The organism is Mycobacterium sp. 1164985.4, from assembly GCF_001668575.1.
In the GTDB taxonomy this organism is placed as follows: domain Bacteria; phylum Actinomycetota; class Actinomycetes; order Mycobacteriales; family Mycobacteriaceae; genus Mycobacterium.
The window spans coordinates 1-22,093 of record NZ_LZMD01000095.1; the positions used below are offsets into that span (position 1 = coordinate 1).

24 protein-coding genes are annotated in these 22,093 nt (G+C 66.0%); 11 read left to right on the forward strand and 13 right to left on the reverse strand.

Annotated elements, in window-relative coordinates; genetic code table 11:
- Window positions 1–73: 73 nt before the first annotated feature.
- Together A5650_RS22320 and A5650_RS22325 are read right to left on the reverse strand one after the other, a co-directional pair.
- A complete protein-coding gene (locus A5650_RS22320) occupies window positions 74–505 on the reverse strand; it encodes a Zn-ribbon domain-containing OB-fold protein (protein ID WP_067296955.1) in 432 nt (143 codons plus the stop codon).
- Window positions 505–1,650, reverse strand: a complete 1,146-nt coding sequence (locus tag A5650_RS22325) for an acetyl-CoA acetyltransferase (protein WP_067296958.1) — start codon at window positions 1,648–1,650, stop codon at window positions 505–507. The genes A5650_RS22320 and A5650_RS22325 overlap by 1 nt, the downstream gene beginning before the upstream one ends.
- Window positions 1,651–1,655: 5 nt before the next feature.
- Between A5650_RS22325 and A5650_RS22330 the strand changes: the two genes are divergently transcribed.
- Genes A5650_RS22330 through A5650_RS22345 form a run of 4 tightly spaced genes read left to right on the forward strand, consistent with a single transcriptional unit; the run spans window position 1,656 to window position 5,563 of the window.
- On the forward strand, window positions 1,656–2,519 hold the full coding sequence (locus A5650_RS22330; protein ID WP_197501952.1) for an HpcH/HpaI aldolase family protein: 864 nt from the start codon (window positions 1,656–1,658) through the stop codon (window positions 2,517–2,519).
- A gap of 32 nt (window positions 2,520–2,551) precedes the next feature.
- Entirely contained in the window at window positions 2,552–3,667 is a 1,116-nt protein-coding gene (locus A5650_RS22335; protein ID WP_067296965.1) for a TauD/TfdA family dioxygenase, read from the forward strand.
- On the forward strand, window positions 3,664–4,737 hold the full coding sequence (locus tag A5650_RS22340; protein WP_067296968.1) for a hydroxyacid dehydrogenase: 1,074 nt from the start codon (window positions 3,664–3,666) through the stop codon (window positions 4,735–4,737). The genes A5650_RS22335 and A5650_RS22340 overlap by 4 nt, the downstream gene beginning before the upstream one ends.
- A gap of 1 nt (window position 4,738) precedes the next feature.
- Window positions 4,739–5,563 carry an enoyl-CoA hydratase/isomerase family protein gene (locus A5650_RS22345; protein ID WP_067296972.1) on the forward strand — a complete coding sequence of 275 codons (825 nt, stop codon included), beginning with the start codon at window positions 4,739–4,741 and terminating at the stop codon, window positions 5,561–5,563.
- A gap of 79 nt (window positions 5,564–5,642) precedes the next feature.
- On the opposite strand, the gene A5650_RS22350 is transcribed toward A5650_RS22345, so the two are convergent.
- The gene (locus A5650_RS22350) at window positions 5,643–6,830 is read right to left on the reverse strand and encodes an amidohydrolase family protein (protein ID WP_067296975.1); all 1,188 of its coding nucleotides are present in this window, start codon (window positions 6,828–6,830) and stop codon (window positions 5,643–5,645) included.
- A gap of 224 nt (window positions 6,831–7,054) precedes the next feature.
- Here A5650_RS22350 and A5650_RS22355 point away from each other — a divergent pair, with 224 nt between their 5' ends.
- On the forward strand, window positions 7,055–7,843 hold the full coding sequence (locus A5650_RS22355) for a TetR/AcrR family transcriptional regulator (protein WP_067297092.1): 789 nt from the start codon (window positions 7,055–7,057) through the stop codon (window positions 7,841–7,843).
- Here A5650_RS22355 and A5650_RS22360 read toward each other — a convergent pair.
- Entirely contained in the window at window positions 7,832–8,992 is a 1,161-nt protein-coding gene (locus tag A5650_RS22360; protein WP_067296978.1) for an acyl-CoA dehydrogenase family protein, read from the reverse strand. The genes A5650_RS22355 and A5650_RS22360 overlap by 12 nt on opposite strands.
- Before the next feature lie 101 nt (window positions 8,993–9,093).
- Between A5650_RS22360 and A5650_RS22365 the strand changes: the two genes are divergently transcribed.
- Window positions 9,094–10,104 (forward strand): acyl-CoA dehydrogenase family protein, encoded by a 1,011-nt coding sequence (locus tag A5650_RS22365; protein WP_067297094.1) that lies wholly within the window; start codon window positions 9,094–9,096, stop codon window positions 10,102–10,104.
- A 6-nt stretch (window positions 10,105–10,110) separates the two neighbouring features.
- On the opposite strand, the gene A5650_RS22370 is transcribed toward A5650_RS22365, so the two are convergent.
- Window positions 10,111–11,019, reverse strand: a complete 909-nt coding sequence (locus A5650_RS22370) for an enoyl-CoA hydratase (RefSeq protein ID WP_067297096.1) — start codon at window positions 11,017–11,019, stop codon at window positions 10,111–10,113.
- Window positions 11,020–11,140: 121 nt separating this feature from the next.
- Between A5650_RS22370 and A5650_RS22375 the strand changes: the two genes are divergently transcribed.
- Window positions 11,141–12,223 (forward strand): NAD(P)H-dependent amine dehydrogenase family protein, encoded by a 1,083-nt coding sequence (locus tag A5650_RS22375; RefSeq protein ID WP_067297099.1) that lies wholly within the window; start codon window positions 11,141–11,143, stop codon window positions 12,221–12,223.
- 32 nt (window positions 12,224–12,255) lie between these two features.
- Complete coding sequence (locus A5650_RS22380) at window positions 12,256–12,870, forward strand: nitroreductase family protein (protein WP_067297104.1); 615 nt, start codon at window positions 12,256–12,258, stop codon at window positions 12,868–12,870.
- Here the strand turns inward: A5650_RS22380 and A5650_RS22385 are convergent.
- The 3 genes from A5650_RS22385 to A5650_RS22395 all read right to left on the reverse strand — a co-directional run bounded on the left by A5650_RS22385 (window position 12,840) and on the right by A5650_RS22395 (window position 15,944).
- A complete protein-coding gene (locus tag A5650_RS22385) occupies window positions 12,840–13,838 on the reverse strand; it encodes a YihY/virulence factor BrkB family protein (protein ID WP_067296980.1) in 999 nt (332 codons plus the stop codon). The two genes, A5650_RS22380 and A5650_RS22385, sit on opposite strands and share 31 nt — an antisense overlap.
- Before the next feature lie 93 nt (window positions 13,839–13,931).
- Entirely contained in the window at window positions 13,932–14,891 is a 960-nt protein-coding gene (locus A5650_RS22390; RefSeq protein ID WP_067296983.1) for a DNA polymerase domain-containing protein, read from the reverse strand.
- 27 nt (window positions 14,892–14,918) lie between these two features.
- Window positions 14,919–15,944, reverse strand: coding sequence for a CobW family GTP-binding protein (locus A5650_RS22395; protein ID WP_067296985.1), 1,026 nt, complete (start codon window positions 15,942–15,944; stop codon window positions 14,919–14,921).
- 147 nt (window positions 15,945–16,091) lie between these two features.
- On the opposite strand from A5650_RS22395, the gene A5650_RS22400 reads away from it, so the two are divergent.
- Together A5650_RS22400 and A5650_RS22405 are read left to right on the forward strand one after the other, a co-directional pair.
- Window positions 16,092–16,589, forward strand: coding sequence for a CsbD family protein (locus A5650_RS22400; protein WP_353615197.1), 498 nt, complete (start codon window positions 16,092–16,094; stop codon window positions 16,587–16,589).
- 24 nt (window positions 16,590–16,613) lie between these two features.
- Entirely contained in the window at window positions 16,614–17,279 is a 666-nt protein-coding gene (locus A5650_RS22405; RefSeq protein ID WP_067296992.1) for an IF2 family translation initiation factor, read from the forward strand.
- Here A5650_RS22405 and A5650_RS22410 read toward each other — a convergent pair.
- Window positions 17,276–18,688 (reverse strand): NCS2 family permease, encoded by a 1,413-nt coding sequence (locus A5650_RS22410; protein ID WP_067296995.1) that lies wholly within the window; start codon window positions 18,686–18,688, stop codon window positions 17,276–17,278. The genes A5650_RS22405 and A5650_RS22410 overlap by 4 nt on opposite strands.
- A gap of 10 nt (window positions 18,689–18,698) precedes the next feature.
- Window positions 18,699–19,133, reverse strand: coding sequence for a MarR family winged helix-turn-helix transcriptional regulator (locus A5650_RS22415; RefSeq protein ID WP_067296998.1), 435 nt, complete (start codon window positions 19,131–19,133; stop codon window positions 18,699–18,701).
- A 51-nt stretch (window positions 19,134–19,184) separates the two neighbouring features.
- On the opposite strand from A5650_RS22415, the gene A5650_RS22420 reads away from it, so the two are divergent.
- The gene (locus A5650_RS22420; protein WP_067297001.1) at window positions 19,185–19,820 is read left to right on the forward strand and encodes a TIGR03086 family metal-binding protein; all 636 of its coding nucleotides are present in this window, start codon (window positions 19,185–19,187) and stop codon (window positions 19,818–19,820) included.
- Here A5650_RS22420 and A5650_RS22425 read toward each other — a convergent pair.
- The 3 genes from A5650_RS22425 to A5650_RS22435 all read right to left on the reverse strand — a co-directional run bounded on the left by A5650_RS22425 (window position 19,804) and on the right by A5650_RS22435 (window position 22,081).
- On the reverse strand, window positions 19,804–20,175 hold the full coding sequence (locus A5650_RS22425; RefSeq protein ID WP_067297004.1) for an NYN domain-containing protein: 372 nt from the start codon (window positions 20,173–20,175) through the stop codon (window positions 19,804–19,806). The two genes, A5650_RS22420 and A5650_RS22425, sit on opposite strands and share 17 nt — an antisense overlap.
- Before the next feature lie 128 nt (window positions 20,176–20,303).
- Window positions 20,304–20,714: an STAS domain-containing protein gene (locus A5650_RS22430; RefSeq protein WP_067297006.1), complete on the reverse strand. Its 411-nt coding sequence runs from the start codon at window positions 20,712–20,714 to the stop codon at window positions 20,304–20,306.
- A 122-nt stretch (window positions 20,715–20,836) separates the two neighbouring features.
- Window positions 20,837–22,081, reverse strand: coding sequence for a DNA polymerase domain-containing protein (locus tag A5650_RS22435; RefSeq protein ID WP_067297009.1), 1,245 nt, complete (start codon window positions 22,079–22,081; stop codon window positions 20,837–20,839).
- Between the last annotated feature and the right edge of the window lie 12 nt (window positions 22,082–22,093).

Consider the following 22,093-nt stretch of genomic DNA (forward strand, 5'->3'; position numbering starts at 1 on the left):
AGATGATTTTTGAACATATCGGGCGGCTCGACGATGTGATCATCGACGCTGATCAAGATCATGTCGTCCTTGTTCATTTCCGGTTCCTCTCTGTGCTTTCAGTCGCCGGTCGAAAAACCGGTACGACGAATCCGTCGTCGTCCTCGCGGAAGCCGATCTCCAGTTCCATGCCCGCACTGAGCCGCTCGGTCGGGCAGTCGACGATCTCGGTCATCAGGCGGGGGCCCTCATCGAGGTCGACCATTGCGACGACGTAGGGCACGACATCGAACGGCGCGACGTTCTGGTGGATGACGCTCCACGTGTAGAGCCGCGACCGTCCGGTGGCCGGGGTGAGACGCACGTCCTCGCTCCAGCAGTGAGGGCAGAAGGGCCGGGCGTACAACGAATTGCGCCCGCAGGAATCGCATGCGTTGATCATCAACGCGCGATCCTGAACCGCCGCCCACCAGCTTTCGCTGTCGCTGTCGATGGTCGGGCGGTTCGGACCGCTGGCCGACTGCATCACTGCCTCCCGAGGATCATCGTCGCGCTGTGGGTGAAGAACCCGCCCATCGCGTGCACACATGCCAGGCGCGCACCCTCGACCTGTCGTTCCCCGCATTCGGCGCGCAGTTGCCTAACCGCTTCGACCATCAGGAACATCCCGCGCATCCCTGGATGACACGACGCCAGCCCGCCGCCTTCGGTGTTGGTGGGCAGCGGGCCGCCAGGACGAAGCGCGCCGGAGCCGATGAACGGACCACCTTCGCCCTTGGCGCAGAACCCGAGATCTTCGACAGTCAGCAAGACGGTCGAGGTGAACGAGTCGTAGAGCTGACAGACATCGATGTCCGCAGGGGTCACGCCCGCTTGCGCGAATGCGCGCGGACCCGATTGTGCGGCCGCCGATGTCGTGAAATCTGGCCATTCGCTCATGCTCACGTGCGATGCGGCGTCTGAGGCGCCGAGTATCCAGATCGGCTCCTTTGCACAGCTTTTCGCCACCCTCTCGCTGGCGAGCACGACCGCGCCGCCGCCGTCTGTGCGCAAACAGACGTGCTTCGACGTGAACGGCTCGGCGAGCATCGGCGCTGCGGCGACATCGTCGGCGGTGATCCGGTCACGCTCGAAGGCGTTCTCATTCATGGCAGACCACTCGTGGGCGGCGACGGCGACCTCGGCCAATTGTTCCTCGGTTGTCCCGTACTCGATCATGTGACGCCTTGCCGCCATAGCGTACTTGGCGATCAGCGTGGCACCGTACGGTGCTTCGAACTGCATCGCGCCGCCGGTGCTCAGCGCCGCGGCAGAGGCCCGAACCCGGCGCTTGACGTCCGAGCGAGCGGTCGAACCGTAGGTCAACAGGGCGACATCGATCTCGCCCGCAGCGATGGCCGCGGCGGCGTGCCGCCCCATGACCTCCCACGAAGATCCGCCGACGTTGGTGGCGTCGACCCACGTCGGCCGCAGGCCCAGGTACTCGCTCACCTCGATGGGCGGCAACAGTGTCCCGTGGCCACCGAAGCCGTCGATGTCGTCCTTCTCGAGGCCGGCGTCTGCAACGGCCTGCCGAGCGGCCTGCGCCATCAGCGCCATCGCCGTCTTGTCCGGCACCCGCCCGCAATCGGACAGCGCGACGCCGACCACCGCGACCCGGTTCTCCGACATATGTAATGGTTACCACAGGCGATAATGGCGTTAACGCCATAGTGGAATCATCGTTCTCGCTCGGTTACCGTGGGTGGGTGCCGGAAGCGCTGCGAGATGCCTTGAAGGGCGATCGCCTGGTGCTGTGCCTCGCATTGCTGAATGCCCGCACGCCCGACGTCCCCGCGATTGCGGCGGCCAGCGGATATGACGCCGTATATGTCGATCTCGAGCACACCTCGTGCTCGCTCGAAACGGCGGGAATGCTCTGTGTGGCCGCACTCGGCGCCGGTATCTCCGGCCTCGTGCGAGTGCCGTCGCACGATCCCACTGTGATCGCGCGCGTACTAGACGCGGGCGCAGTCGGAGTGATTGTGCCGCACGTGAACTCGGCGCAGGAAGCGCAGGCTGTGGTTGACGCGGCCCGCTTCCCACCGGTGGGCCATCGGTCCATCTCCGGACCGAACGCGGTGAGCGGTTACGCACCTCGTCCTGCCGCCGAACTCACGGTCGAACTCGAGCGTCACACCGTGGTGGCGGTGATGATCGAAACGCCCGAGGCGGTGGCGGCGTCCGACCAGATCGCGAACGTCGACGGGGTCGACATGGTGTTACTGGGACCCAGCGACCTGACGGCCGAGATGGGGATCCACGGCCAATATGAGAATGAGCATTTCCACCGTGCAGTAGACTCTGTCGCAGCGGCCTGTCGTGTACACGGCGTGGCACTGGGAGTGGCTGGAATCAAGTCCATTGACCTGCTGGAACGCTTTGCGGGGCTGGGACTGCGATTCATCTCGGCGGGAACCGACGTCGGGATGATGACCGAGGCCGCCACCGCCCGTGCGCACGCCCTGCGTGAGCTCGAGAGGCGCGCGGCGAGCCGATAACCGAGAGCCTCGTCACGACAACAGGAGGACGGATGCCCACCGCGATCTACACCGAGCAAGTCACCGACCCCATGGCATGGACCGGCGCGGACTTCAGCAGCAAAGAGGACTTCGCCTTCGACCTGTCGTCACGCAATATCGCGGCGCTGGAATCCGTTCTGGCCAAGACCGCTCACAAGGATCGCGACGACATCACGCCTGAGGATGCCCGGCACCCGGATCTCGACGAGGACCTCGCGCGGCTGTACCGGGAACTGATGTTCGGACGGGGTCTGGCGTGCGTACGTGGTTTCCCCGTCGAGCAGCATTCGATCGAGGACCTGGAACGCATCTACTGGGCGTTCTGCACACACCTCGGTTACCTGGTGTCGAACAACTCCTTCGGCCACCGCATGGTGCGCGTGCAGGAGGAGGTGCTGCCCAACGGCGTGCAACCGGCGCGTGGCACCAAGTCCCGAGCCGAACTCGCGATGCACAACGATGCGGCGGACATCCTGTCGCTGCTCTGCGTGTACCCCGCGGCCGAGGGTGGTGAGAGCCAGTTCGCCAGCGGCCCGGCCGCACACAACCGGATTCTCAACGAGCGCCCCGACCTGCTCCCGGTGCTTTACCAAGGGTTCCCGCACCATCGGCGCAGCGAGCAACCCGACGATCAACCGGACGTGACCCCCTACGACGTACCGGTCTTCTCGCAGATCGACGGTCGCATCTGCATCAACTTCACCTACAGCAGCATCCTGCCCGCCATGCACACCCTCGGCCGCGAGTTCACCCCCGAACAGAACGAGGCCATCGAGTTGTTGCGCAACATCCTGGTCGAACAGCAGGTCGAGTTCCGGTTGGAGTCCGGCGAGGCCGCCGTCGCCAACAACTTCGCGATGTGCCACTCCCGCTCGGACTTCGTCAGCAGCACCGACCCGAAGAAGGCGCGCTGCTTTCTACGCGCCTGGATGGAGGTTCCGCGCGAGGATCGCCGCCTTCCCGTCGGGCGGGAGTACTTCCACATGGAGAACAAGGATCTGCGCCTGGGCTACGACCCCGTTCCGGGACGCGACGGCACGATCGCACGCAATGACTACAAGAACGTCGACCCCGCATTGGCCGACATGTTCAAGGCGGCTCAAGCGAAGCCCAAAATCAACCGATGACAACCCGTCCGCGGCTGGTCTACGAGAGGTGGACCGATCAGGTCGCAGGAGACATCCTGGCGGGGGCAGACATCGAGCTCGTCAAGCTCGACCTCGATGCGGCTGACGAAGAGGGTTGGGCGGCACTGGAATCGGCGCACGGATATCAGGTCGCCACCAGAACAGACGTCGCATCGATCGCCGACGGCGCGCAGTGGCTGGCCGGGCAGGCTCTGGTGGAACGGTGCCCACAGTTGCTTGCCGTGTGCTCGGCTGGGGCGGGCTACGACGTGATCGACGTCGCGGCGTGTACCCGCGCTGGGGTCGCGGTGTGCAACAACTCCGGTCCCGGTGCCGAGGCGGTCGCCGAGCATGCGCTCGGGCTCATGCTCGATCTGGCCAAGAAGATCACCGCCGCCGACCGGGCGCTGCGCAGCGGTCCGCTCGGAGATCGATTGGCGCTGCGGGGTACTCAGCTGTTCGGGAAAACGCTCGGGGTCGTCGGCTTGGGCGCCATCGGTGGAAGGCTTGTGCAGTTGTGCGCTCCGTTCGGGATGGAGGTCCTGGTCTTCGACCCCTACGTCGACGACGCGACCGCCCGCGCCAGGGGCGCGGTTCGGGTGGACCTTTCTGAACTGGTCGAAAGATCGGACTTCGTTCAGGTCACGTGCCCGCTGACCGCAGAGACACGAGGGTTGTTCGGGCGTAGGCAATTTGCCGCGATGAAACCGACCGCGTACTTCATCACCACCGCCCGTGGTCCGGTGCACGACGAAGCGGCCCTCTATGACGCCCTGGCCACCGGTGATATCGCCGGGGCGGGGCTCGACGTGTTCCATGAGGAACCGCCGAGACACGACAACCCGCTGCTGCGGCTCGACAACGTCGTCGCGACACCACATGTCGCGGGCATCACCGCCGAGGCGGCTCGCGATATCGCGGTCGCCACCGCCACCCAGTGGCAGACGATCTTCGCCGGGGACATGCCACCGCGGCTACTCAACCCGGAAGTGTGGCCGCGCTACTGCGACCGGTTCGAAGAGATCCTGGGCGTCCGGCCGACCGCCCGCGACACAGCAGCTGTGGAGTGAGATGAGCAATTACGACACCGTCACGTTCGAGGTCTCCGGTCACACCGCATGTGTGACGTTGAACCGGCCCGAGGTGCTCAACGCGATCAACGACGAGATGATCGCCGAACTCGCCGAGGTGTACGCCGAAATCGAACGTTCCCAGGACATCTGGACCGTCATCATCACCGGCGCCGGCCGCGCGCTGTGCGTCGGAGCCGACGTCAACAAGGCGGCCGACCACGATATGGAGAACGCGGCGGGCATCGACAACCAGGGCGAGCCGATCCTCAGCTCCATGCGTCAATGGGATGCGCCGCAGGAGGCGACACCCCCGTGGCTGCAGATGACCAAGCCGATCATCTGTGCCGTCAACGGAATTGCGTGCGGAGCCGGTATGGACCTCGTCACGACCGCCGACATCACGATCGCTTCCGAACGCGCGACGTTGATGGACCCGCACGTGAGCATCGGTGTGACATCGGGACGCGAAGGGGTCCGGTTGGCCCGGATCCTGCCGCTGCCGGTCGCCATGCGGTTGATCCTGATGGGCAAACACGAGCAACTCGACGCCCAGCGCGCCTACGACCTCGGCGTGTTCACCGAAGTGGTGGCCCACGAGACGCTCATGGACCGCGCGTGGGAGGTCGCCGAGATAGTGAATTCCAATGCGCCCCTGGCGGTGCGGGGATCGCGGATGGCGGTACGCAAGGGGTTGACGCTGCCGATATACGAAGCGGAGCTGCTCGCCGAGAACTACCGGATGAAGGTCGCCCTGACCAAGGATGCGATCGAGGGCCCGCGCGCCTTCCTGGAGAAGCGCAAACCCGACTGGCAAGCGCGCTGAGTTTCTTTCGCGAGCAGACGTAAAACTGCCGCTTTTCGCTCGAAAATGGGCAGGTTTGCGACTGCTCGCGGAGAGAAAGCTAGGCCAGACCGAAGAAGTTCTTCGCGTTGGTGGACAACACCTTTCGCTTGGTCTCCTCGTCGAGACCCGCGGTCGCCTTGTTGGCGACGTCCATGCTGTGGGGCCAGTTCGTGTCGTTGTGCGGGTAGTCGGTCTCGAACATCAGCTGGTCGGGCCCGACCAGATCGAGGATGCGGAACGCGACCGGGTCGCCGAAGGTGGAGAACCACACGCGGCCGGGCACCTGGGTGCTCGGCGGCTCGGTCAGCAGCGGGTGAATACCACCCCAGGCGCGGCGGTCCTCCCAAACCTCATCGACGCGTTGCAAGTAGTACGGGATCCACCCGGCCTGCGCCTCCGCGAACGCGAGTTTGAGTTTCGGGAACTGCCGCAGCTTGCCGGAGAACAGCCAGTCGACCAGGGCGATGGTGCAGTTGACCGCCATCAGGGCGCTGGTGACGACGTGCGGCGAGTCGGGTGACGACTTCGTCAGCGACGAACTCGAGCCGATGTGCAGCATGATGCCGACGTTGTTGCTCTCGCACGAGGCGAAGAACGGATCCCAGTATCCGCTGTGGATGGACGGCAGGTCCAGTCGCGCAGGCAGTTCCGAGAAGCACACCGCGGGCATGCCTTTGGCCGCCACCCGCTCGACTTCCTTGACGGCGAGCTCGACGTCCCACAGCGGGATGATGCCCAGCGGGATGAGCCTGCCGTTCGAGCCGCCGCCCCACTCGTCGACCTGGAAGTCGTTGTAGGCCTGAACGCAGAGCAACGCGAGTTCTTTGTCCTTGGCGTAGAGGAATCGCTGACCGCAGAACCGGACCAGCGTGTTGGGGAAGCAGGCTGAGGCCTCGATTCCGGCGACATCCATGTCCGCGAGTCGGTCGGCCGGTCGATAGCAGCCGGGGCGCATCTCGTCGTAAGTGATCGGGTCGGTGGAGAGTTCGTCGAGCTCGTAACCGGCAGCGGCGCTGATGAGTGGAATCGGGATGATCGAATCCTCGTAGTGCCAGATGTCGGCGTCGCGGCCGTCCTCATCCTCGATGAACGCGACATCGGAGGTGACCGACGGGTCCATCCGTCCTCGGTGCCGGACAATGCGCGGCCCGACATCCCGATAACGCTGGGGCAACCGGCTGGTCCACAGATCGGCCGGTTCCACCAGATGGTCGTCCGGCGACACGATCAGGATGTCTGCGGTCAACGCTGCACTCCTTTGGGAACGGCCTGCGGCACACTCGCGAAACTATTGTTTCCGCAATCGAGAATCGATGTTTCCACGATAGCCTACAGGCACCGACCGGCAGGCGGAGACCGCCGCGAAGCTCGATGGGGTCCGAAGTCCGGCGGGTTAGCGCCGATCCCGTCAAGGTGCGCGTGTAGGTAGGTGAGCAGGATCGGATGGGGAACGCGTATTCTCAGAAGATCATGACTGCTAAGAAGCGGAGCGCTCGCGACTCGGAAGCCGATCTCGAACTCGTCGAGGCAGAGGTCGAGATGCCGGGCAGCTGGCAGGAACGGACGATCGAGCGGCGGCTCAGTCAGGCACGTGCCCGCGCGCTCGCGCGCAGTTCGAGGTTCTTGGCCACGGCCCTCGAACTCGTCGAGGAATCCGGTCGCGCCGATTTCACGATCCAGACCCTCATCGACCGCTCGAACCTCAGCCTGCGCGCGTTCTATCAACATTTCGCGGGCAAGGAAGAGTTGTTGCTGGCGCTCTATGAGAACGCGACCAGCCAGTTCATCGAGGCGATCCGTCATGAGGTGGCGGCCGCGGACGGTCCGATGGAACAGCTCGAAGCGTTCTGCCGCGGATTCCTCTCGCGTGCAGAGTCGTCGGAAGCCATCGGTGGCCGAGTGATGACGATCTACAACCTGAGCCTGGAGATCGAGCGGCCCGCGGATTTCGCGAAGATCTGGGAGCCGCATCAAAAGCTGCTCACCAAGATCCTCACGTCGTGCTCACGCGCCGGCCTGGTTCGCAAGGACCTGACACCCGCCCAGCTCACAACGCTGCTGAACTCGACCCTCATCGCGCTCGCCCAGATCGGCGTGTTCCACCTGGGCGTCAAGGGCGCCGAACTCACCGAGGATCAGCTGTGGGCATGGTGCCTGCAGGCGCTGACGCCGCCCGCGAACGCGCCCAGGAAGGCGCTGACGACCAAGGCGGCGCCGCGCAAGCGGGCCGCCCGCAAGGCCAAGGACCTAACGGGGTAGGCCGAGCCCCCGCTGCGCGATGATCGTGCGCTGCACCTCGCTGGTGCCTGCGTAGATCGTCGTTCCGAGCGAGAAGCGCATGAGATGTTCGAAGCGTCCACGCTCCGGCGCCGTCGGCTCGAAGTGTGACCGCATCGCGTCCGGCCCGACGAGCTCGACGATGTCCTGGCTCGCACGCACCAGCGCCTCGGTGGAGAACACTTTCGACATCGGCCCCTCGGCCACCGGCGTTTGACCGTTCTCGGCCATCCACACGCATCGCCGCTGAAGCAGCGTTGCCACTTCCAGTTCCATCGCCACCCGCGCGATCCGCCGTCGCACATCGGTTTTCGTTATCTGAAGTGAGCCGTCGAGAGCGCGTGTGGTCGACGCCCACCGTTCGGCGTGGTGCAAGAGGCGGGCGATGTGCGGTCCCCATCCGGACGCGTGCTCATCCTGCAGCGACAGGCCCAGCACCTGCCAACCGCCGTCGACATCGCCGATCCGCCAGTCGTCGGCGATACGTACGTCGCTGTAGAAGGTGATGTTCGTGCGCTCTCCTGACAGCGTCCACACGGCCTGCGCCTCGAAGCCGTCGGAGCAGGACGGCACGAGAAACATCGTGAGCCCCTTGTGCTTCGGCTTCTCGGGACTCGTCCGGGCCAACAGAAAGACATAGTCGGCGATGTGCCCGTTCGTGGTGAACATCTTGGAGCCGTTGATGACCCATTCATCACCGTCGCGCACGGCCCTGGTCGCGGCGGCCGCCACATCCGAACCGCATTCGGGCTCGGTGAAGCCGAGCGCAATGGTCACCTCCCCACTCAAGGCTCCGGGGAGAATCCGTTCCTTCATCGCGGGTGTGCCGATCTGCCGGATGATCGACGCCACCATTCGAGTGGTCTCGGACAGGTACACCGGCGCGTCCGTCCGCATCAGCTCCTCGTTGAGCGCCTGCTCTTCCCACGCGTTGCGGTCCTGCCCGCCGAACTCGGCCGGCCAGCCGGGGGCGAAGTAGCCGTTCTCGACAAGCCCTTTGGCGAAATCGTCGTCGTGCGCGACACCACTGCGGTAGATCCGCTCCTCGAAGTCGGGACTCAGCATTCTGTCGAGATGCTCGCGCACACCTTTCCGGAAGGCTTCGGTCGCGGTGTCGGACTGAAAATGCATGAGCAGTAACCAATCTGTCGCAAAGCCCGCGCGGTCATCGTCGGCGATAATGTTACTCTCAAAACTGAGAGTACCCATATTCGCACGTGAGGATGTATTCGGTGGACTTGAGTCTGTCGGACGAGCAGCGACAACTCGTCGACTCCTTCGCGGCGATGTATGCCCGCGAGTCGACGTCGCAACGGGTGCGGGCGGCCGAACCTCTGGGATTCGACCCGAAGCTGTGGGAGGCACTGGTCCAGACCGGCGTCGTCGAGATGGCGGTGGGCGAATCCGACGGTGGCTGGGGGGCTTCCGAGTTGGAGCTGGCGCTGATCGCCGAGCAGTACGGCCGGGCGGTCGCATCGGCACCGGTTATCGAGGCGCAGATCGCTGCCCGGTTGCTGGCGGCCTGCGGGCGTGAGGAGCTGGTGGGCTCGGCCCTGTCGGGCGACCAGCTCGTCAGCTTCACGCCGCGGTCCTGCGACGGCGATGTGTTGGCACTCGTGCCCGGTGGCGCAGTGGCCGACGCCGTTGTCGCGCTGGCCGGCGAGCGTCTTGTGGCAGTTCCGGCCAAAAGCCGCATGTACGTGCAAAACCTCGGGTCTTTACCGCTGGCGGATGTGAATCTGCGAAACGACGCCACCGTTCTCGCCGAAGGAGAGCAGGCCCGCCGGTTGTTCTCCAACGCGGTCGACCTGTGGCTCGCACTCACCGCCGCGGCCCTGGTGGGCGCCGCCGCGAAGGCCGTCGAGCTCGGCGTCGACTATGCCAAGCAGCGCCGCGCGTTCGACACTCCGATCGGCGCCTTTCAAGCCGTGTCACACCCGCTTGCCGACAGCGCCACGGCAACGGACGGTGCGCGATTGCTGGCCCTTGAGGCGGCGTGTGCGTTCGCCGATGAGCCACGCCGCGCGACCGAGCTGGCTGCGATGGCGTTCGCGTTTGCATACGAGACCGCGCGTGATGCGACGTATCGGAGCCTGCACGTCCACGGCGGCTATGGCTTCGGCATGGAAGGCGACATCCAGCTCTACTACCGACGTGTCCGCGGGTGGGCGATGGCGTACAGCGAGCCGGCGGTTGCGCTGGACCGCGTCGCTGACGCCCGCTACGGAGCGGTCGGCGGCTGAATCCCGTCAGGCTTCGGCGCGCACCTGGTCTTTGACCGACAACACGATCGGGGGAGCGGTCCGCCAGTTCGGCACGCCCTGCTCCTCGCCGGCGGTCGCCCGCTTGTCGTCGCGCACGCCGACCCAGTGCGAATGGTTCAGCTGGTGCAACGTGAAGCACGACTGCAGGGCGTTGTAGAAGCCCATGTTGTCCACCGACTGATTGACCGATTCCTTGATGAGCAGGGCCGCCATCGTTGGCACCGTGGCGATGCGTCGCGCCATCTCCAGTGTACGGTCGGCCAATTCGTCGCGTTTGAAGATCTTGCTCACCATCCCGAGGCGGTAGGCCTCCTCGATGTCGATGGCGTCGCCGGTCAGCATCAGCTCCTTGGTGCGTCGCGGGCCGAACTCCCACGGATGACCGAAGTACTCCATGCCACACATTCCCAGGCGGGTGCCGACAACGTCGGCAAAGCGCACCTCTTCGCTGCCCACGATCAGGTCACACGCCCAGATCAGCATCAGACCCGCCGAGAACACGTCGCCGTGCACCTGCGCGATCGTGATCTTGCGCAGATTTCGCCACCGCAGGTTGTTCTGGAAGAAGTAGTGCCACTCCTGAAGCATGATCTTCTCCGCACCCTCTCGGGTCCCGCCGTTGATGGCGGCCGTGGGGTGTTGTCCCGGTCCCGGCGTGAACTCGGCGCGCGCCTGTTTGGATCCGATGTCATGGCCCGAGGAGAACATCGGCCCTTCGCCGGCGAGGATGACCACGCGGACGTTGTCGTCGGCCTCGGCGCGCCCAAACGCCTCGTCGAGCTCGACCAGCATCCCGCGGTTCTGTGCATTGCGCTGCTCCGGGCGGTTCAGCGAAATCCGCACTATTTGGCCGTCGTCAAACATCTCCCATTTCAGAAACTCGTAATCGCTCATCGTGTCCTCCGGTTCTTCGAGCATGGCAATGGTGATATCAATATTTGAGAAGCTATGTTCTCACGGGTCACAGGGACCGGTGGAGAAGGGTGACATGTCGGACTGCCAACGTAACCCGCGGGTGATTCTCTGGGGGCCAGGTCAGGTCGGTGTCGGCGCGTTGCGTGCACTGATCGCGCATCCGGGCCTGGACCTGGTCGGGGTTGTCGTGCACGCCGAGACGAAGGACGGCATGGACGCGGGCGCGCTGTGCGGCATGCCCGCGACCGGCGTCGTCGCCACTCGTGACATCGACGCCGCGTTGTCGCTGGACGCGGACGTGGTCGCCTACTTCGCATCCGGCGACTACCGGTACGCGGAGGCCGCGGACGACATCGCTCGCTGCCTGCGGGCTGGTAAGAACGTCGTGTGCACGTCGCTCGTCCCGATGTGTTATCCACCGGCAGCGGACCGAGAGACCGCCGAACTCATCGCCGCCGCGTGCGAAGCCGGTGGCGCCAGCTTCTTCAACAGCGGCGTGGACCCAGGGTGGGCCAACGACGTGATCGCACTGACCATGACCGGGTTCAGCAGCCGCGTCGATACGATCACCATGCAGGAGTTACTCGACTACGGCCCGATCAACCAACCCGAGATCATGTTCGACTTCATGGGATTCGGCCACCCGCCCGACCATCCGGCGCCGCTGTTCGACACCGAACGTCTCGCCGCGCTGTGGGCGCCCACCGTTCACCTGGTGGCCGACGGTGTCGGTCTGCCGTTGGATCGCGTCGTGACGACGATCGAGAAGTGGCTGGCCACCGAGCGGTACGAAGTGGCCTCCGGCGTCATCGAGCCGGGCACCATGGGCGGGATGCGATTCAAGCTCTCGGGCATGGTCGATGGCGAGGAGCGGGTCGTGCTCGAGCACATCACGCGTATGGGCGAGGGTTCGGCGCCGGACTGGCCACGCCATCCGTCCTCACACGGCGGCTACCGTGTCATCGTCGACGGCCTTCCGACGTACACCGTCGACATCGAAATGCACGGGCGCGGCAACAACATGCGCGGCCTGACGTACGCCACCGTGATGCGGGAACTGAACGCCATCCCGGCCGTGTTGGCCGCTGCGCCGGGGGTGTTGTCGACGCTGGACCTCCCGCTGATCACCGGACCGGTTCGCGGCGGGACTTGGCGGGGCGTCCTGCCCGGCACTGCATCATGAGCCGAGCACGGGCGAACGACATCTGGACGGTGATGGAGACCGCGACCGCGGTGCGGCGGTATAGGGACGAACCGGTCGACGACGAGACGCTTGGGAAATGCCTGCGCGCGGCCAGTTGGGCGCCGTCGGGCGGCAACCAGCAACCGTGGCGGTTCGTGGTCTTGCGCTCAGAACGGGCTCGCGCGATCGTCACCGACGCCGCGCACCGGACGTGGGAGGAACTGCAGCAGTTCTACGGAGTCTCGCCGCCCGAGGACGGAGCGAGCGATCCGAAATCACGGATGCTGAGGTCGATGGCCGAACACATGCGGATCGGCGGCGCGGCACCGGGTCTCGTCCTGTTCTGTGTTCGGCCGCAGGCCGGAGCGTCCGACCTACAACAGGGCGGCTCGATCTTCCCCGCGGTTCAGAACTTCCTGCTGGCGGCGCGTGCACAGGGGTTGGGTGCGGCGATCACGTTGTGGCACAGCAGCTGTGAAGCGCAATTGCGTTCGCTGGTCGGCATTCCAGACGACTGGATGTTGGCGGCGCTGGTGACCGTCGGATGGCCCGCGGGCCGCCACCGCACGGTGAGTCGCAAGCCGCTGCCGGAGGTGGCGGCTGTGGACCGTTGGGATCAGCCCTGGCCCTCCGACGGTCCGCGCTGATCCGGTGACGCGCCGCGGTTGACGTCGAAACGCACGCTGACCTTCTGAAAGCCTTTAGCCCGTTCGGCTTTCGCTCGTCGGGTGTAGGTGCGGCGGTCGGCCGGCGTCAAGTTCACGTCGTCGGTGAACGGCGTCATCAACGAACGCGGATACAGCTGGTCGACGCGTACGACGTTGACCTCCGCGCACATCACCAGCGTCACCGAGATCAGATACAGGAACGCGAGCAGGCCGAGAACCAATGCGAAGACGCTGTTGGTGGCGCTGGTCGACTTCACCACGTGGGCGACGTAGTTCGCACCGAACCACTGCAGCAGCTGCCAGATCACTGCGGCCGCGAGCGCGCCGGGCAGCACATCGCGATACGTCACCGACCGGGCGGTGGTGACGCGGAACGCCACCAGGCAGATGCCCGCGTTGATCGCGATGGTCACGAACGTGACACCCACCTTGCCGAACCAGCCCAGACCGGCGGTCGCGTGGCCGACCGCCGACAACACCGTCGCGGCGATCGCCGCCGAACCGAGCACGAACAACAGCAACAGGCTGCGCAAGCGCGACCGGACCGGGTCGGGGCGGTTGTTGCGGGGCACCGCCCACACCGAGTCCATCGCGTTCTGCAGCGCCTGTCCGACACCGAGGCCGCCGTAAAGAGCCCCGCCGATACCGACCACGACGGCCGTAACGCCGCCGCTGAGTTGATCCGGCCGCTGCAGCTGGCTGCCGATCACCGGGAACTGGCTGAATGTGGACTGCAGCACCTGCTGTTGTAGGTCCGGGTGTCCGACGAGCACGACGCCCAGCGCGGTGGTCAACAACAGCAGCAGCGGGAACAGCGAGACGAACGCGTAGTAGGTGATCAACGCGGCCAGATAGCCGCCCTGATCGTCGAGGTATTTGTAGATGACCGCGATCACGAAGCCGACGCGGCGGTTGCGTCGCTGCAGCCGGTCCAGCCAGCCCACCATCTGCGGACCCCCTCGGCCTGGATCCTCGCTGATCAGCTCGGCGATACCCGATTCGGCTGAAGGTCAATCCATGCCGGTGTGGCCGGCGACCGGTCAGCTGCCCTGCGCCCGCCGCGCCCGCGCCCGGCGCTTGCCCTCGTGCATCGCGGCCACCCGGGCCACGGGGATGGTTCTGCCGTGTTCGATCAGGTCGGCGGGCAGCGTCTGCGGCGCGGGTATCGCGTCCGCCCACGGGTCGCGGCCCGCCAGGGCGTCGATAGCGGTGTGCACGGTGAAATCCGCGGGCGTGATGCGGTCCAGGTCCGACCAGTCGAGCGGGAACGAGACCGGGGTGCCGGGGCGCAACCGCGGGCTGTAGGCCGCGACGACCGTCGCGCCGCCGGAACGAGTGGAGTCGATGAACACCTTGCCTTCGCGGTCGTCGACAATGAAAGCGGTTGTCGCGCAGCTCGGATCGAGCGACTCGGCCCGGGCGGCCAGCGCACGGGTGGCCGCGGCGACGTCGTCGACCGGCGCACCGTCATCGATCGGAACGAACACGTGCACACCCTTGGCGCCACTCGTCTTCACCGCCCCGGCCAGCCCACAGTCCGAAAGCGCCTGTCGGACAAGCTCTGCGGCGGTCACAACGGCGGCGAAGTCGCTGTCCGGTGGCGGGTCCAGGTCGAGCACCAGATGCGTTGGGCGGTATATGTCGTCGGCCAGGCCCAGGGTCGGGTGGTATTCGACGGCACGCTGGTTGGCCAGCCACAGCAAGGTGCGCCGGTCGTCGCACAGGGCGTAGCGCACTTCGCGGTGTGAGGACTCCGCCCACATCGAAACGGTTTTCACCCACTCCGGGGTGTACTTCGGCACGTTCTTCTGCATGAACGGTGCACGCCCGCGCAACACCCGCAACACCGTCAGCGGTCGCCCCGCGAGACCGGGCAGTATCCGGTCGGACACCGCGTCGAGGTAGTCGATCAGATCGCGCTTGGTGGCATCCGCGTCCGCGGTCAGAGGCTGGTCCAGGTTGGTCAACTCCACCCCGGCGCGCTGTTCCTCGGCGCTCATCTGTTCACCATAGGCGCCGGGTCCCGATCAGATGCTGAGCCGGCGGTAGCGCTGCAGGCGCCGGACACCCGCGGCCGAAACCGGACCGTGGTGTGGCGCCAGCGCCGCTTCGACGCGTGTGCGGACATCACCGACGTCGAGGTGCGTCCCGATCGCGACGATCACGTTCGTGGATGCCGATGACGGCGCGTTCGCGATGTGGACAGACGTGCCGACCACATTGACCACATAGCGGCGCGTGCGCTCGCGGCACTGGATCGCGACCGTGCCCTTGAGCCGATACACGCCCGCGGGCGGTTGTTCGAGCAGGTCGATCAGCGCCGCGGGATCGACGTGACCGTCGCTGGTGACGGTCACCGAATCGGCGTGGACGTGGAGGTGTTCGGGCTCGTCGCCCGCAGCGACCAACAGCTCCCGCAGTGACAACTGCTCACCGATCTCGACGGACGCCGACACGTCGTACAGCAGGGCCGGGTCGACCCGCCCCGCCGTCGCGCCCACGATGTGGACATCCGGATTCCGCTCGCGCACACGGCTTTCGATTCGACCGAGGACCGTTTGGCGGTCACCCTCGGGAATTTGGTCGAGCTTGTTGACCACCACCAGCGAGGCCGCGCCGTAGCGGGCGGGCGGGGTGGCGTGGTCGTCGACGGTGTCGAAGTGGGTGGCGGCGTCGATGACGTCGACGACGCCGCCCGGCCGTATGCGCTCCACGCCGCTGAAACGGATGATTCGCGAGATCGCGATCGGGTCGGCCAAGCCGCTGGCCTCGATGATGACGGCGTCCAGCCCGAGCTTCGGATCGGCGAGTTTCGCCAGCGCGTCGTCGAGCCCTCCGTCGTCGGGAAGGCAGCAGATGCACCCCCCGGCGATCGAGGCAGGTTCGTCGACCTGACCGGTGACCAGCGCGGCGTCGACGTTGAGCTCGCCGAAGTCGTTGATGATCACCCCGACGCGCGCACCCGGCTGGCGCAATACGTGGTTGAGCAGCGTGGTCTTACCCGCGCCGAGGTAACCGGTCAGGGCGATGGCCGGGATCGTCGTCGCTGTCACGCGTCACATGATCGCAGCGCGGCACCTGTGCGTCCGCCCACAGGGTGTTTCGGACCCCCACGGGCGTGGAACCTTGAGGCGTGAGAGGAGGCCCGAATGACGGACCACGATAAGGCGGGCCAGGCACGAGAAGGCCTGATCGACTCGGTGAAGGGCAAGGCCAAAGAGATGTTCGGTGCGATCACCGGCAACGACTCGATGACCGCCGAAGGCCAGCTCCAGCAGGCCGAGGCCGAACGCCGCAAGGAAGCCAACACGGTCGAAGCGGTCGCCGACGCGCAGGCGCGCGATGCGCGCAACGAGGTTGCGGAGGCGAAGCGCGAAGGCGTCAAGGAACGCGCCGAAGCGAACGCCGAGGCCGCAGCCGAAAAAGGCACGGTGGAGAGCCAGAAGGCCGCCCAGAAGCGCGCCGCCGAGGATGCCGCACACCAGCAGCTCGAGCGGGAGCGCACGCGGGCCGAACTCGAGGCGGAGCGCAAGGCGCGCGAGGCGCGGGTCGAGCAGCGCGCGGAGGTGCACGACGCTGACACCCAGCTCGCCGGCGCGCTCGAAGAACACCGCGAAGCGGTCGAGGAATCGGCAAGCGCGAAGGCGGAAGCCGCCCGCATCCGGCGCCAGGCCGACAACCTCAATGACAACGCCTGATCAAGGCATAGAAGGAGCTTGACCATGAGTATCACCGCTATTCCGAAGGCGGTGCTGAGGTTTCAGTACCAGGTGGCCCGTGTGCCGCTGCAATTGATCGACGATCGGTTCGTCGCGCGGATGAACGACGAGGCACCCGCGCGCCTGTTCTACGAGCGTTCCCTGGGAATGCTGGACACGGCCGTCGGCACCGCGCTCGGCGACCGGGAGCTCCAGAAGCGGGGTGCCACACTCGTCGAGCGTAGCGACGCCCTGCGCCGCGCCGCCGAGCTCGACGCGGCCGCCGACGAGAACGTCAAGCAGGCGGACCGAGAGCTGAAGGTGACGCGCGAAAAGGCGTTGCAGGACAAGCAGAAGGCATTCGAAGAAACCGAGGCCGAGGCCCGTCAGGCGCGCACCGAGGCTCAGCAGCGTAAGCGCACAGCGGTCGAGGACGCCGAGAAGAAGATCGTCGAGAGCAAGAAGCGGGCCGACGAGATCGCTGAGCAGCGCAAGAAGAGCGTGGAGACCGCGAAGCGCCGCGAGGAAGAGCAGATCGAGGCGGCTGAGCGCACTGCGGCCAAGGCGGCCAGTGTCAAGATGGCCGACGCGCAGGACAAGCGCGTGGACGCCACGGTGACGCGGGCGCAGGCCGACAAGATCGAAGACCTCGCCGACGCCGAGAAGGACAAGCGCAAAGCCGACGGCTAGATCCCGAGCAGCGACTCGATCCAGCCTCGCGCGAAATACAGCAGGAAGCCCGCGGCGACCACCCATAACAGTGGGCTGATCTCGCGGGCTTTTCCTGCTGCTGAGCGCAGCACCGCCCACGCGATGAAGCCGACGCCGATGCCGTTGGCGATCGAGTACGAGAACGGCATCGTCGCCACCGTCAGCACCACGGGCAGCGCGACCGAGAACTCGGAGATGTCGATGTGGCGCAGGTGCGACACCATCATCGCGCCCACGATCACCAGCGCCGCCGCTGCCACCTCCGTCGGCACCACCGACGCGAGCGGCGAGATGAACATCGCCGCGAGGAACAGGACGCCGGTGACGATGTTCGCCAGCCCGGTCCGAGCACCCTCGCCGATGCCCGCGCCCGACTCCACGAACACGGTGTTCGACGACGCCGACGAAGCACCGCCGACCACGGCGCCGGCGCCTTCGACGACCAGGGCCGACCGCAGGCGCGGAAACGTGCCCCGCTCGTCGGCCAGACCGGCCTCCCGCGACAGCCCGGTGAACGTGCCCATCGCGTCGAAGAAGTTCGCGAACACCAGCGTGAAGACGAACATGGTTGCGGCGATGACCCCGATGCGGCCGAAGCTGTCCAAGCTGAACGCGCCGACGAGCGAGAGATCGGGCAGCGCGAACGGTGATCCCGACAGGGCCGGCACCGACAGGCTCCAGCCACCGGGCTTGTCGACGGCGGACCCGAGGTGCCAGATCGCCTCGATCACGACCGCGACGACAGTGCCGGTGATGAGCCCAATGAGGATGCCGCCGCGCACTTTTCGGGCCACGAGAATACCCGTCAGCAGCAGCGTGAAGGCGAACACCACGGTGGGCACCGTGCTGATCGAACCGCTGCCGTCGACGCCGAGGCCGACCGGCGGCGACGGTCGCCCGGTCGAACCGATGAACCCCGCGTCGACCAGGCCGATGAACAGGATGAACAACCCGATGCCTGCCGTGATCGCGAGCTTCAGCTGCATCGGTACTGCGTCGAACACCAGTCGCCGCAATCCGGTCGCCGCCAGCACCACGATGATGAGACCGTTGATCACCACCAACCCCATGGCCTCGGCCCAGGTGAGAGAGCTGACGAGCGTCGTCGCGACGAACGAGTTGATACCGAGGCCGGCGGCAAACGCGAACGGCATACGGGCGATGAGCCCGAACAGGATCGTCATCACGCCCGCTGCCAACGCGGTGACCGTCGAGACCTCGGCGAACTGCAGCCTGTTGCCGGCGACATCCTCGGAGCTGGACAGGATGATCGGATTCAGCACGATGATGTAGGCCATCGCGATGAACGTGACCAGGCCGCCGCGGGCCTCTGCTGCGACCGTCGTTCCGCGCGCCGAGATCTCGAAGAAGCGGTCGAGGCGGTTCATTCCTCAGACCCTATGGGGTGTCGTCGACGCGCGTCATCTCGTGCAGAGCCCGCAGGAAGGCCCGGCGGTCGGCGGGCGACAACACCGAGAGCCACCGTTCCTCGCCGCGTTGGATCTCCGCCTGCACCGAATCCTTCAGTGCGCGGCCGGCTTCGGTGATTGCGAGCAGCCGGACGCGCCGGTCGGCGGGATCGGGCCGTCGTTCGATATAACCCTTGTCCTGCAGCTCGTCGAGCGTGGGGATGATCCGCGTCTTGTCGGCGCCGATCGCCTCCGCGAGGGCGGCCTGGGTACGCACCGGGGACTCGTCGAGCGCCAGCAGCACGCTGTATCCCCACATCGAGACGCCGTGCTCGGTCAGCACGGGGGTTTCGAGAGCGATGAGTCGACGGAGCAGCGGGGCGAGCATCGCCGCGAGGTCTTGTCGTCGCGGCTTCGGCGGCATGCAGGGATATTAAGCGTTGACCGATAATATGCTTAGGTATATTATAAGCGCATGCATACTAATATCGATCCGCGACCGGCCCACCGGATCGCGGTCACCGCCACAATGGACATCGTCTCGGAAATCACTGCCGCTGACCTCGACCGCCCTACGCCGTGTGCGGGATGGAACCTGGCCGATCTGTTGACCCATATGACCGTGCAGCACAAAGGATTTGCCGCTGCTGCACGCGGGGTCGGCGCTGATCTCGCGGTGTGGGAGCCCGCGGCCGTGGCCGAGGCGGTTCGCGCGGACCCCGGCGGCGTATACGCAGCGGCGGCCGCCGAGGTGTTGGACGAATTCGCCGCCGACGGCGTGCTGGAAGCGACGTTCGCGCTACCCGAGTTCGGTCAGGACGCGACCGTCCCGGGTGCAATGGCGATCGGTTTCCATTTCGTCGATTACGTGGTGCACGGCTGGGACGTCGCCCGCAGCATCGGTCTGCCGTACGCGCTGCCCTCCGAAGTGATCGACGCCGTGCAGCCATTGGCATTCGCGGTACCCGACGGCGAATTCCGCGAGATGGACAACTCGCCGTTCGCCCGCGCGGTGGCGCACGAGGACGGCGAGGGTGACCTCGACCGGATTCTGCGTCACTTGGGCCGATCGCCCGACTGGCGGGCTGAAGGCGTCACCGCGGTTCGATGAGACCCCGTAGCCTCTCGGCCGGGACGACGGACGCGCCGGCCGCCCGCACCCGTTCGGCGAGGGTTCGGTCGGAGGTCGCAACGCAGATGTCGGCCGTTTGACCGTCTGCACAGACCAGGCGGACGATCTCGTCGTCGGCCGAGTTGGCCGCCGCGCGGGGCGCAAACGCGACGGTGACGACGGTTGATTCGATGGGCGGCTTCGGGGGGCGTTCGAATACGACGGTGACGTCGTCACCCGCCCGACGCCACGCTTCTAATCGCTCGACGAGGGTCACCATGGCCTGGTGACGATTTCGCCACCAGCCGTCGGGGCGCGAGCCGATCACGTTCATCCCGTCGATGATCCATCGCATCACGCGTCGAGGACGGGCGTCGATATGTCCGGCTCAGTAGGCGTGGCCGGTCTGCTTGGCCGCCGGATGCCGACGGCCAAGCAGGTAACCGAGCCAGCGAATGTCGAGTAGCACCTGGTCGCCTTCCGCTATGCAGTCTTCTGGGTCAGCAGCGGCAGGAGCCGGCGCCGTTTCTCGATGCTCTCCGCGAAGTGGTGAAGAGCATCGGGCACTGACACGGCAACCGGGACGCTCACTCCGGAGCCGCGCAGTACTCGTTGGACGTCGTCACTGACGATGACAGCCCAGTCCACCTCCGCGTGATAGCAGCACTCATCGACGTCGTACATCAGCGAAATAAGTTGCTCTGCGCATGAACTCACACCACTCAAATCGAGAACGAACGGCTTTTCGGCCAACACGAATCGGCGAGCGAAGGCGGTGATTCGTTCGATGTTCCGGTCGTCGATGACGCCGTCTACCGTCACGACAGTCGCCAACTGGCGGCACACCGCATGAAGCTGGGCACCGGCGCAGTCGAATGTCGGGTTCCCGTACATCACTGCCTCCTTTGGTAGGTCAGCTTCGTCGATGACCTCAATGTAAGAGGTGAGATTAAGGCAACCGGCAACACCGGCTAATACTTTGGTAAGAAGCACAATTTGCTTCAGCCAGCAAACCGTCAATTACCGCGCATCCACTGGGGGCCCGAATAGTTCTCCCAGGGGCTGTAATCGGCGAGCAACTTCTCCTGCGCGGGCCGTTGGTCTTCAGGCACGTGCTGCAGGTTGATCCGTATGCGGTACCAGATCGAACTGGGCCCGCGCATCCCGTCGACGAGAATGTCTGCGGGCTCTAATTTTTCGGCCACCGACGGGTGGCGCCGTCGCCACTCGTCGAGCGCCGCCATCGCCTCGTCCTTGGTCTTGGTGCGGGCGATCTCGATCAGCGGTTTGGAGGACACCCGCCGGCCGCTGCCTCCGCCCGAACGCTTGGCTCCGCGCGGCGCCTTCTCCGCCGGGCCGAGGCGGTCGGCGAGGTCGAGTAGCGCGTCGAGCGATCCCGCCGCATCGTCGATGCCCTCCCACGGGTCGCCATGTTCGGCGAACCGCTGCGGCACCGTTGCGATCGTGAAGGCCTCGGGGCGGCAATCGGGCACCTCACTCCAGAGCAGCGGTGTCGACACCCTGGCGTCCGGTGTCGCGCGCACCGAATATGCCGAGGCGACGGTTCGATCGAACGCGTTCTGGTTGAAGTCGACGAAGACGCCTTCACGCTCCTCCTTCCACCAGCGCGCGGTGGCGATGTCGGGGGCGCGGCGTTCGACTTCCCGGGCCACCGCCTGCGCGGCGAGGCGGACGAACTTGAAGGGCCAGCGCCGCTGGATCCGGGCGTAGATGTGGAAGCCCCGCGACCCGGATGTCTTCGGCCACGCCGTCAGCCCGTGATCCTCGAGGACCTCGCGGGCGACCATCGCGACGTCGATGATCTGTGGCCACGTCACGCCCGGCATCGGATCGAGGTCGACGCGCAGCTCGTCGGGGTGGGCGAGGTCGTCCACGCGCACGGGGTGCGGATTGAGGTCGACACATCCGAGGTTGACCGCCCAGACCAGGCCGGCCTCGTCGCGCAGCACGGCTTCGGCCGCCGACGTCCCGGACGCGTACTTCAACTCGGCGATGTCGACGAAGTCCGGTCGGTTCTTCGGCGCCCGCTTCTGGAACACGGCTTCCTCGGTGATGCCCTTGACGAACCGCTTGAGGATCATCGGCCGGTCGCGAACACCGCGCAGGGCGCCGTCGGCGACGCTGCGGTAGTACTGCATCAGGTCCGCCTTGGTGACACCTATATCGGGGAAGACGACCTTGTCGGGGTGGCTGACGGGCACCTGGTGACCGTCGACCTCCAGATACCGGGGTACGGCCATAGCGTCATGCTA

Excerpts from the sequence above, each read along its gene's own strand:
- A5650_RS22370 (WP_067297096.1), bottom strand. The coding sequence starts at position 11,019 with ATGAGCGATTACGAGTTTCTGAAATGGGAGATGTTTGACGACGGCCAA.
- A5650_RS22335 (WP_067296965.1), top strand. The coding sequence starts at position 2,552 with ATGCCCACCGCGATCTACACCGAGCAAGTCACCGACCCCATGGCATGG.
- A5650_RS22355 (WP_067297092.1), top strand. The coding sequence starts at position 7,055 with ATGACTGCTAAGAAGCGGAGCGCTCGCGACTCGGAAGCCGATCTCGAA.
- A5650_RS22320 (WP_067296955.1), bottom strand. The coding sequence starts at position 505 with ATGCAGTCGGCCAGCGGTCCGAACCGCCCGACCATCGACAGCGACAGC.
- A5650_RS22380 (WP_067297104.1), top strand. The coding sequence starts at position 12,256 with ATGGAGACCGCGACCGCGGTGCGGCGGTATAGGGACGAACCGGTCGAC.
- A5650_RS22430 (WP_067297006.1), bottom strand. The coding sequence starts at position 20,714 with ATGTACGGGAACCCGACATTCGACTGCGCCGGTGCCCAGCTTCATGCG.
- A5650_RS22425 (WP_067297004.1), bottom strand. The coding sequence starts at position 20,175 with ATGCGATGGATCATCGACGGGATGAACGTGATCGGCTCGCGCCCCGAC.
- A5650_RS22340 (WP_067296968.1), top strand. The coding sequence starts at position 3,664 with ATGACAACCCGTCCGCGGCTGGTCTACGAGAGGTGGACCGATCAGGTC.
- A5650_RS22405 (WP_067296992.1), top strand. The coding sequence starts at position 16,614 with ATGAGTATCACCGCTATTCCGAAGGCGGTGCTGAGGTTTCAGTACCAG.
- A5650_RS22345 (WP_067296972.1), top strand. The coding sequence starts at position 4,739 with ATGAGCAATTACGACACCGTCACGTTCGAGGTCTCCGGTCACACCGCA.
- A5650_RS22435 (WP_067297009.1), bottom strand. The coding sequence starts at position 22,081 with ATGGCCGTACCCCGGTATCTGGAGGTCGACGGTCACCAGGTGCCCGTC.
- A5650_RS22390 (WP_067296983.1), bottom strand. The coding sequence starts at position 14,891 with ATGAGCGCCGAGGAACAGCGCGCCGGGGTGGAGTTGACCAACCTGGAC.
- A5650_RS22415 (WP_067296998.1), bottom strand. The coding sequence starts at position 19,133 with ATGCCGCCGAAGCCGCGACGACAAGACCTCGCGGCGATGCTCGCCCCG.
- A5650_RS22420 (WP_067297001.1), top strand. The coding sequence starts at position 19,185 with ATGCATACTAATATCGATCCGCGACCGGCCCACCGGATCGCGGTCACC.
- A5650_RS22330 (WP_197501952.1), top strand. The coding sequence starts at position 1,656 with ATGGTTACCACAGGCGATAATGGCGTTAACGCCATAGTGGAATCATCG.
- A5650_RS22360 (WP_067296978.1), bottom strand. The coding sequence starts at position 8,992 with ATGCATTTTCAGTCCGACACCGCGACCGAAGCCTTCCGGAAAGGTGTG.
- A5650_RS22385 (WP_067296980.1), bottom strand. The coding sequence starts at position 13,838 with ATGGTGGGCTGGCTGGACCGGCTGCAGCGACGCAACCGCCGCGTCGGC.
- A5650_RS22325 (WP_067296958.1), bottom strand. The coding sequence starts at position 1,650 with ATGTCGGAGAACCGGGTCGCGGTGGTCGGCGTCGCGCTGTCCGATTGC.
- A5650_RS22410 (WP_067296995.1), bottom strand. The coding sequence starts at position 18,688 with ATGAACCGCCTCGACCGCTTCTTCGAGATCTCGGCGCGCGGAACGACG.